Annotated in this window: 9 protein-coding genes; 3 read left to right on the top strand and 6 right to left on the bottom strand. The window is 69.2% G+C overall.

What is annotated here, in order from left to right; genetic code table 11:
* The 6 genes from VFX14_23975 to VFX14_23950 form a co-directional block, all read right to left on the bottom strand.
* Positions 1 to 1884 (bottom strand): molybdopterin cofactor-binding domain-containing protein (locus VFX14_23975; protein ID HEU5192751.1); only part of this gene is annotated, 1884 nt, incomplete at its 3' end.
* 2 nt (positions 1885 to 1886) lie between these two features.
* Complete coding sequence (locus VFX14_23970) at positions 1887 to 2339, bottom strand: (2Fe-2S)-binding protein (GenBank protein ID HEU5192750.1); 453 nt, start codon at positions 2337 to 2339, stop codon at positions 1887 to 1889.
* A 127-nt stretch (positions 2340 to 2466) separates the two neighbouring features.
* The gene (locus VFX14_23965; protein HEU5192749.1) at positions 2467 to 3750 is read right to left on the bottom strand and encodes a divalent metal cation transporter; all 1284 of its coding nucleotides are present in this window, start codon (positions 3748 to 3750) and stop codon (positions 2467 to 2469) included.
* On the bottom strand, positions 3747 to 4577 hold the full coding sequence (locus VFX14_23960; GenBank protein HEU5192748.1) for an ABC transporter permease: 831 nt from the start codon (positions 4575 to 4577) through the stop codon (positions 3747 to 3749). The genes VFX14_23965 and VFX14_23960 overlap by 4 nt, the downstream gene beginning before the upstream one ends.
* Positions 4578 to 4638: 61 nt before the next feature.
* Positions 4639 to 5451, bottom strand: a complete 813-nt coding sequence (locus tag VFX14_23955; protein HEU5192747.1) for an ABC transporter ATP-binding protein — start codon at positions 5449 to 5451, stop codon at positions 4639 to 4641.
* Between the two features lie 25 nt (positions 5452 to 5476).
* Positions 5477 to 6574 (bottom strand): ABC transporter substrate-binding protein, encoded by a 1098-nt coding sequence (locus VFX14_23950; protein HEU5192746.1) that lies wholly within the window; start codon positions 6572 to 6574, stop codon positions 5477 to 5479.
* Between the two features lie 161 nt (positions 6575 to 6735).
* Here VFX14_23950 and VFX14_23945 point away from each other — a divergent pair, with 161 nt between their 5' ends.
* The 3 genes from VFX14_23945 to rpoZ are packed head-to-tail and all read left to right on the top strand — an operon-like array spanning position 6736 to position 8440.
* A complete protein-coding gene (locus VFX14_23945) occupies positions 6736 to 7608 on the top strand; it encodes a YicC/YloC family endoribonuclease (GenBank protein HEU5192745.1) in 873 nt (290 codons plus the stop codon).
* The gene (gene gmk, locus VFX14_23940) at positions 7608 to 8228 is read left to right on the top strand and encodes a guanylate kinase (protein ID HEU5192744.1); all 621 of its coding nucleotides are present in this window, start codon (positions 7608 to 7610) and stop codon (positions 8226 to 8228) included. Before VFX14_23945 ends, gmk begins: the two co-directional genes overlap by 1 nt.
* On the top strand, positions 8228 to 8440 hold the full coding sequence (gene rpoZ, locus VFX14_23935) for a DNA-directed RNA polymerase subunit omega (GenBank protein HEU5192743.1): 213 nt from the start codon (positions 8228 to 8230) through the stop codon (positions 8438 to 8440). Before gmk ends, rpoZ begins: the two co-directional genes overlap by 1 nt.

The following is an 8440-nucleotide window of genomic DNA, read 5'->3' as shown; positions in this document are numbered from 1 at the left end:
CTCGATCTGTGAGCGGGCCCCATCCGGGTTCACGACGATGCCGCAGTCCACGGCGCACGTGATCTTCTCGATCTGGACGTTCCCGGTGCCGGGATCCACGCGCGCCTGCACCACCGACGCCGTCCACGTCGGCGTCTTCTGCTCCTGCGCGCTGACGCAGGCGATGCCGCGGCCGCTGTTGGCCGGCAGCGTGCTGCCCCAGCCCGCGCGCTCGGCGGCGAGCCTGAGCACCTTGGCCAGGCGCGGCGCGCCGCTCAGCATCGACAGACGGTACTCCACCGGATCCTGACCCGCCAGCTTGGCGAGCTCGTCCATGAACGTCTCGACCGCGAAGAACGTGTAGTTCGGCGCCACCGCGCGCACGTAGCCGACGGAGATGCCCGTCTCCGCGCGCACCCCGTGCACCACCTGGTTGGGGATGTCGTAGACGTGGTCTGCGCCGTTGAGCGCGAAGTCATCGAGGCCCTGCTTGTTGAGGAAGTCCGGCCCCCACCGCCCGCCGGGGTGTCCGGAGACGACGGTAGCGTCCCACGACACGATCTTGCCCGAGGCGTCCATCCCCGCCTTCAGCACCTGGTAGGTGGCGGAGCGATAGACGTCACGCTGCAGATCTTCCTCGCGGGACCGGATGAGCTTGATGGGCCGCCCGGCCTCGCGGGCGATGAGCGCGGCCTCGACGATGACGTCGGGCTCCAGACGCCGGCCGAAGCCGCCGCCGAGATACGTCTGGTGGAGGCGGATATTCGCGGGCTGGAGGTTGAGCACGGCCGCGACGGCCCCTGTCGCCATGGTCTGGAACTGACTGCCCGAGTAGAGATCCAGCACACCGTCCTTGAACGACGCGACGCAATTCATCGGTTCCATCTGCATGTGCGCCACGTAATCGGTGCTGAACGACGCCTGATGGGTCTTCGCGGGCGCCCCCGCATTCGGGTCGCCCGTCTTGTGCCACTCGATGCCGGCCCCCGGATCAGCCGCCTTCTTCTGATAGTCGGAGAAGATGCTGGCCGAGCTGACGTTCACGTTCGGACCCGGATCCCAGGTGATCTTGAGGGCGTCGCGTGCCTTCACCGCCGCCGAGTACGACGTGGCGACGACCGCCACCATGTCGGGCATGCGGACGGTCTTGAGATAGCCCGGCACCTTCTTGGCCGCGCTGTCGTCGACCGCCGTCACCTTGGCGCCCTCGCGCGTGGGCGGATAGGCGGTTTTCGCGTACGCCATGTTGGGCAAGAAGGTGTCGATGCCGAACTTGGCCTTACCGTTCGTCTTCTCGGGAATGTCGAGACGCTGCACCCACGCCCCGACGACCTTGTACTCGGATGGCTTCTTGAGCGTGATCTTCTTGAGGTCGTCCTCGGAGAAGGTCTTGGTGATGGGCGCCTTCGCGACGATGTCACCGTAGGTGAGCACGCGCCCGGTGGGCAGGTGGCGCACCGTGCTGCTGACGGCCACGCACTCGCTCGCGGGCACGCCCCACGACTTGGCGGCGGCGTCCACCAGCGCCATCCGGGCCGCCGCGGCGCCGCGCGAGAGGCTGTCGAACGTCCAGTTGATGCTCCAGCTCCCGCCCGTGAGCATGAGGCCGTACTTGGGATCGGCCATCGGATAGTCGATCCGCATGGTCTTCCAGTCCGACTCGAGCTCCTCGGCGACGACCTGGGCGAGCGCGGTGCCCACGCCCTGGCCCATCTCGGCTTTGAGTACGTGCACGGTGACGAGCCCGTCGGGCGTGATCGTGATGAACGCGTTCGGCTCGTACTTCTCGGCGGCCTCGACGAGCCCGCTCCGCCCGATGGTGGGAATCGTGAAGTAGACGGTGAGCCCGATGCCGGCGGCGCCGGCGGACTTCAGGAAGTCGCGACGGTCCATGGCGGTGCTCATGGTTACGCCCCCTTCGCCGCGCGCTTGATCGCGCGCTTGATTCGGAGGTAGGTCGCGCAGCGGCAGATGTTGCCCGACATGTGCGACACGATCTCCTCGTCGCTGGGATTGGGGTTCCGCGCGAGCAGCGCGGCCGCCTGCATGATCTGGCCCGACTGGCAGTAGCCGCACTGCGGGACCTGCTCCGCCACCCACGCGACCTGCAGCGGATGCTGGCCCTGCGGGTGCAGCCCCTCGATCGTCGTGATCTTCTTCCCGGTGGCGGCGGAGAGCGGGACCTGGCAGGAGCGCGTGGGATTGCCGTCGATGTGGACGGTACACGCCCCGCACTGCGCCATGCCGCAGCCGAACTTGGTGCCGGTGAGCTGGAGGTGCTCACGAATCACCCAAAGCAACGGGGTGTCCGGGGCCGCGTTCACCTGGTAGGTCTTGCCATTGACGCTCAGTGTCGCCATGTGACCCTCCCTGCTGCGATGGAGTGAGGGAACCGACCCGGGCTTGGCTGGCTGCCGAGCATGCTAGGCGCGTCGCCGGAGGCTGTCAAGAAAGGACACGGCGGCGTGGCGGCCGATTCATCCTCGGCTAGCTTCCCACGAAGAGAAACGCGAGCGCCGCCGCGGCCATCACCGCCGTCGCGCTCCAGCCGAGCGCGGCCAGCCAGGGACCGTTGACGTGAGACCCCATAATGCGCCGGTTGCCGCCGACCAGCATCACGAGCACGAGCAGCGGCGGCGCCAGCAGGCCGTTGACGATGGCGGAGACGAAGAGCACATGCACGGGGCGGTGCTGGAGCACGGTGAGGGCCATGCCGGTCACCACCGACCCCGCGAGCACCAGGTAGAAGCGGGGCGCGCGGCGCGGCGTCATGGCGAGCCCGGCGGGCCAGCGGAAGACCTCGGCGAGGGCGAAGGAGGCGGAGCCGGCCAGGATCGGAATGGCAAGAAGTCCCGTGGCCACGAGCCCGAGGGTGTAGAGAAGGTAGGCGCCGTCCCCCGCCAGCGGCCGCAGCGCCTCCGCGGCCTCGCGCGCGGTCTCGATGCCGCCGGGTCGCGTCCCGTGCACGGTGGCCGCAGTCGCCAGGATGATGAAGTACATGACGACGTTGGAGAACAGCATGCCGGTGTTGACGTCGAGGGCGGCATCCGCGAGCTCGTGCGGGCTCGCCCCGCGCCGCTGGGCGAGCGTGCGGCGGCCCTGCGCCTTCTCCTCTTCCACTTCCTGCGAGGCCTGCCAGAAGAAGAGGTACGGCGAGATCGTGGTACCGAGAATGGCGACCAGCGTGGCCAGGGACACCGTCTCCAGCCCCACGCGGGGCACGACGGTGGCGTGGAGGGCGGCGCCCCAGTCGGGGCGCGCGAGCACCGCGGCGACGATGTAGGCGAAGAGGGACGCGGTGAGCCACTTCAGCGCGCGCGCGAAGGCGGTGTAGGTCGCGTACACCGTGACCACCACGATCACGAGGGCGAACAGCGGCACCCACAGGACGCTGGGCACCCCGGAGAGCATCGCGGCCGCCTCGGCCATCCCGCCGAGGTCGGCGCTGATATTGAAGACGTTGGCGATGAGGAGGAGCAGGCACACCGCGTAGAGCAGCGGCCTCGGGTAGTGCCGCCGGAGCACCGCGGCCAGCCCTTCCCCGGTGACGAGGCCGATCCGCGCGCACACGAGCTGCACGGCGGCCATGAGCGGATAGGTGGCCAGCGCCGTCCACAGCATGCCGTAGCCCAGCGAGGCGCCGGCCACCGAGTAGGTGGTGATGCCGCTGGGATCGTCGTCGGAGGCGCCCGTGATGAGACCGGGCCCGAGTACGCGGAAGTACCGGACGACGGGATTATGGGAGTGACGGTCGGGCTCCGGGCCGCTCACTGCTTGCGGTACTCGGGGCGCCAGCGCAGGAGCCGCGCCTCCAGCTGCCGGATCCCCAGCGCCATCACGATGCCGATCACCCCCAGCGCGAGGAGCGCCACCATCATGTCGGCGGCGTTGAGCGTGCCGAGACTCTGGATGATGAGGTAGCCGAGTCCGCCGCCGGACTCCCCGCCGATGAACTCGCCCACCACGACGCCGATGAGCGCGAAGGAGATCGACGGCGTGAGCGAGGCGAAGGTCCACGCCAGCGTGGAGGGCACGATCACGGTGCGCATGACCTGCCCCTCGGTGGCCCCGAGGAAGCGGGCGGAGTGGATGAGGTCGGCGTCCACGCTGCGCGCGCCCTGGAACGTATTGAAGAACACGATGAAGAAGACGATGCTCCAGGCGAGCACGATCTTGGCGAGGAGGCCGAAGCCGAAGATCATCGTGATGAGCGGGACCAGCGCGATCCGCGGGAGCGAGTTGAAGGCCACGATGAAGGGGGACGAGATCCGTGCGAGGCGCTCGCTACGCCCCAACACGAGGCCGGCCGCGAAACCGGTGGTGATCCCCACGAGGAAGCCCCCGAGCGTGGACTGCACGGTGGACCATGCCATCGCCCAGATGCTGAGCCGCACGGACGGCGAGGCGAGATGAACGAAGCGCTCGACGATCTTCGAAGGCCGGCTGATGAAGAAGGGGTCGATCCAGTAAAGACCGGGCGTCTTCGAGATGGCCTTGATGCTGGTGAGGTACTCCCACGCGGCGATGATGGCGACGAGGATCGCGAGCTGCCAGGCGAGAATACGCCAACGGTCCCCTCGCTCCGCTCGGGAACCCATCAGGTATCCGCTCGCCTCGCCGGCGGCGGCGGCTCGCCAAGCAGCTCCGCTCGGGAACCCATCAGGTATCCGCTCGCCTCGCCGGCGGCTCGCCAAGCAAGTGCCCGCTGTCATCGCGCGCGAACTCCTGGCCGAGCTCGTGCCAGATCTCGCCGTACTCGCGCGAGTACTCGTCCGACTCGCGCAGGCGGATTACGTCGCGCGGCCGCGGCAGCTTCACGTCGTACACGCGCTTGATACGGCCGGGCCGCCGCGTCATCACCACGATGCGATCCGCCAGCGTGATCGCCTCCGAGAGGTCGTGGGTGACGAACACCACCGTCTGGTGCTTGGCCTCCCACAGCGACAGGAGCTCGGCATGGAGGGTCAGCTTGGTGTGGGTGTCGAGCGCGCCGAACGGCTCATCCATCAGGAGGATCTCGGGATCCACCACGAGCGAGCGCAGCAGCGCGACGCGCTGTCGCATCCCGCCCGACAGCGTGGCGGGAAAGGCCTGCTCGAAGCCCTGAAGCCCGCCCAGGGCGATGGCCTCGCGGACGCGCGCCGCACGGGTCGCCGGCGGCACCCCGCGATACTGCAGCCCCAGGACGATGTTGTCCTCCACGGTGCGCCAGGGAAACACGGTGTCCTTCTGGAACACGTAGCCGACCTGGCGCGGCGCCCGGTCCCGCACCGGCTGGCCATCCACCAGCACCGCCCCTGCCGAGGGCGCCACGAGGGCGCCGATCATGTTGAGCACGGTCGACTTGCCGCAACCCGAGGGTCCGACGAGCGCGACGAACTCGCCGTCGCGCACGTCCAGGGACACGCCGGCCACCGCATGGACCTCGCGCGCGCCCTCGACGAAGGTCTTCTCGAGGTCGCGGATCGCGATCCGGACGCGGGAGGCCGTCACCGCCTCACGACTTGTACTTCGCCTGCGCCTTCCGGACGAAGCTCATGTCCACCGCCTTCGCGTACGGGATGGGCTTGTCGAGCGCGGTGGGGATCCATACCTTCTCGCCCCGGGCGTAGTCGGCCTCGTCCACCACGAAGTCCCAGTCGAAGATGGTGCGGTAATAGCGCACCGACTCGAGCACGGTCTCGCGGGAGAACGTTTCCATGTAGGGCCTGTGGAGGAGATCCACGACCTCGTCGTCCTTGGTCTTCCGGATCCACTGCTGCGCGCGGTAGCAGGCGTTCACGTAGGCCTGGACGAGGTCGGGCGACTTCTCGACGGTCTCCTTTAGGCAGTAGCCCACCGTGACGGGGATGCGTCCGCCGAAGACGCGGTTCCACGCCTTCTCGTCCAGGATGTCGTAGATGGGCCGGCCGAAGCCCTCGCTCACCGCCGCCGACTGCCACTCGGGCACGGCCATGATCGCGTCGAACTTGCCGCCCTTGAGGCCACCCAGCATGGTGGTGGAGGCGCCGCCGCCCACCCACTCGACGTGGTCGTTGACCGGCTTGCCGTCGCCCGCCTTGATGTTCTTGCACACGTACACGCCGTAGACGTGCGTGCCGGAGCCGATGGCAGTGGCGGCAATCACCGCCTTGCGCCCCACGAGCTTCTCGTCGCCGAGCGCCTCCATGCTCTTCACGCCCTTGTCGAAGAGGTCCTTGCGCACGACCACGTTGGCGTACGAGCAGCGGTGGTCCGTTGCGAAGAGGATGACGGCGTCGCGACCCTTCTCGGTGGTCTTGAGGGGGTGGTTGGAGTCGCCGAGCGCGAACATCGCCTGGCCCGCCGCCACCGCCTGCACCACGCGCGCGCCGCCGCCCGGGACGATGAAGTCGGGCGTCTTGACGCCCTCCTCCTCGAAGAACTTCTTCTGCGCGGCGACCAGGTGCTGGCCGTAGACGAACGTGGAGACACTGTGGGACGCGGTGATCGTCTTGAGCGTGCCCTGAGCCCGCGCCGCGCCGACCCGGCCGGCCAGCAGGGCACCCGCGGCCAGGCCGGCGGTCTCCAGAACGTGACGGCGCGTCCAGCGCGCCGGGGTGGGCGACTCTGCCATGGATGTCCTCCGAGGGGCCACGGATGGGGATGGATGCTCCGTCGCACTCTACACGTCGGGGACGCGGCGTGTCAACGAGCGATCACGCCGAAGGCATTGACAGAAAAGATGTTTTTGGGCTATCCTCCAGCGATGGAAGTGGCCGGCGCATGATCCGCAGCATGACCGGGTACGGTCGCGCCGAGACTTCCAGCCCCCGCCTCGCGGTCAGCGTCGAGTGTCGCTCCGTGAACCACCGGCACCTCGACGTCTCCCTGAAGCTCCCCCGGGTGCTCGCCTCCTTCGAGGCCGAGGCGCGCCGCCTCGTCCAGGCGGCGGCGACGCGCGGCCGAGTCGACGTCAGCGCGAGCCTCACCGCGGCGGGCGGCGGCACCCTCACCCCGCTCAGCGTCAACGTGGCGCAGGCCCGTGAGTACGAGACGGTCGCCCGCGCCCTCGCGGGCGAGCTGGGGCTAGCCCCCGCGCTCAGGCTCGAGTGGCTGCTCGGCCAGCCGGGCGTCCTCGCGCGCGAGGCCGAGGGAGCGGTGGCGCCCGAGGAAGCCTGGCCGCTCCTCGCCGAGGCGCTCGCGCGGGCGCTCGGCGAGCTGGTCGCGCGCCGCGACGCCGAGGGCAAGGCGCTCGCCGAGGAGTTGGCCACGCTCCACGAGACTCTGGCCGCGCGCATCGAGCAGATCACCGCGCGCGCCCCCCTCGCCCAGTCACGCCGGGCGGAGCGGCTGCGCGAGCGCGTGCAGGCGCTCCTGGACGAGACGCCGCTCGACGAGGGTCGCCTCGCCACCGAAATTGCCGCGCTCGCCGAGCGCGCCGACATCACGGAGGAGCTGGCGCGGCTGCGCGTGCACGTGGGCGAGTTGCGCGCGCTGGTGCGCGCCGACGGGGCGGTCGGGCGCACGATGGACTTCCTCATCCAGGAGATCAATCGCGAGGTGAACACGGTGGGCTCCAAGGCGGACGACCTCGAGATCTCCCAGGCGGTGATCGCCGCCAAGTCCACGCTCGAGAAGATCCGCGAGCAGGTGCAGAACATCGAGTGATGGAGCTCGTCAAGCGGCGCGGCACTCTCTTCGTGGTCTCGGCGCCCTCCGGGGCAGGGAAGACCACCCTCTGCCACGAGGTGCGCTCGCTCGTCCCCGATCTGCACTACTCCATCTCCTACACCACCCGCAAGCCGCGCAACGGCGAGGTCAACGGGACGGACTTCCACTTCGTGGACGCCGCGGAGTTCGAGGCGATGCGAGCGCGCGACGAGTTCGCCGAGTGGGCGCAGGTGCACGGCCACTACTACGGAACGCCGGCGCAGCCCCTCGAGACCGCCCTCGCCCGTGGGCTCGACGTGCTCCTCGACATCGACACCAACGGGGCGCGACAGCTCCGCGTGCGCTATCCCGAGGCGGTGTCGGTGTTCATCATGGCCCCATCGCTCGCCGAGCTGGACGCGCGGCTGCGCGAGCGGAAGAGCGACGCGGCCGGCGAGATCGCCCGCCGCTTGAGCCGCGCCCGCGAGGAGATCGCGGCGTGGCGGGAGTATGATTACCTCATCATCAACCGGGATGTGAAAGAGGCGGTGGACCAGCTCGCCACCCTTATCCAGGCCGAGCGCTGTCGGACCAGCCGCCTCACCATCCGATTCCCCGACGTGGAGGTTCCCAACTGATGGCGTTCCCTTCCCTCGAGCGCTCCCTGGACAAGGTCTCCAACCGCTACCTGCTCGTCGTGCTCGCGGCGAAGCGGGCGCGTCAGCTCAACCGCGGCGCGCAGGCGCAGCTGGAAAGCCGCCACAAGAAGCCCACCAGCGTCTCCCTGGAGGAGATCGCCGATGCCAAGGTGGGCTACCGCCTCAAGGACGACGACGCCCCCAAGAGCTAG

The organism is Candidatus Methylomirabilota bacterium, from assembly GCA_035764725.1.
Lineage (GTDB): Bacteria > Methylomirabilota > Methylomirabilia > Rokubacteriales > CSP1-6 > DASRWT01.
The sequence above is the reverse complement of the archived record's forward strand: the minus strand, read 5'-3'. Positions and strand labels throughout refer to the sequence as shown.